At 64.9% G+C, this 436-nt stretch carries 1 protein-coding gene; it reads right to left on the bottom strand.

Features of this window, described 5'->3' with window-relative positions; all coding sequences use genetic code 11:
* On the bottom strand, window positions 1-436 hold a 436-nt coding region (locus ASG03_RS01705; RefSeq protein ID WP_443216574.1), incomplete at both ends, for an NAD(P)/FAD-dependent oxidoreductase.

Below are 436 nucleotides of genomic sequence, written 5' to 3' on the forward strand. Positions count from 1 at the left end.
TCACCTGCCAGAGCTCCTTGATGCCGATCCCGTATTTCTGGGGCTCGCGGTCCTTCTGGAGATCGTATTTGGCGATCAGCTGCTTGGCGAGCGAGCCGCGCACGCCTTCGCCGATCAGCACGTATTTGCCGCGCAGCTCCATGCCGCGGGCAAAGTTGGGGCCGGGCTCGCCGGTCTTCTCGATGCCCATGTCGCCGGTGGCCACGCCGACCACCGCCCCGTTCGCATCATAAAGCACCTCGGTCGCGGCAAAGCCCGGATAGATCTCGACGCCGAGCGCTTCGGCCTTGCCGGCCAGCCAGCGACAGACATTGCCGAGCGAGACGATGTAATTGCCGTGATTGTTCATGAGCGGCGGCATGGCGAAGTTGGGCAGGCGCATCGCGCCGGCCGGGCCGAGCAGCAAAAACTGGTCCTGCGTCACCGGCGTCCTGAA

The sequence above is a fragment of the Rhizobium sp. Leaf341 genome (assembly GCF_001424325.1).
GTDB lineage: Bacteria > Pseudomonadota > Alphaproteobacteria > Rhizobiales > Rhizobiaceae > Ferranicluibacter.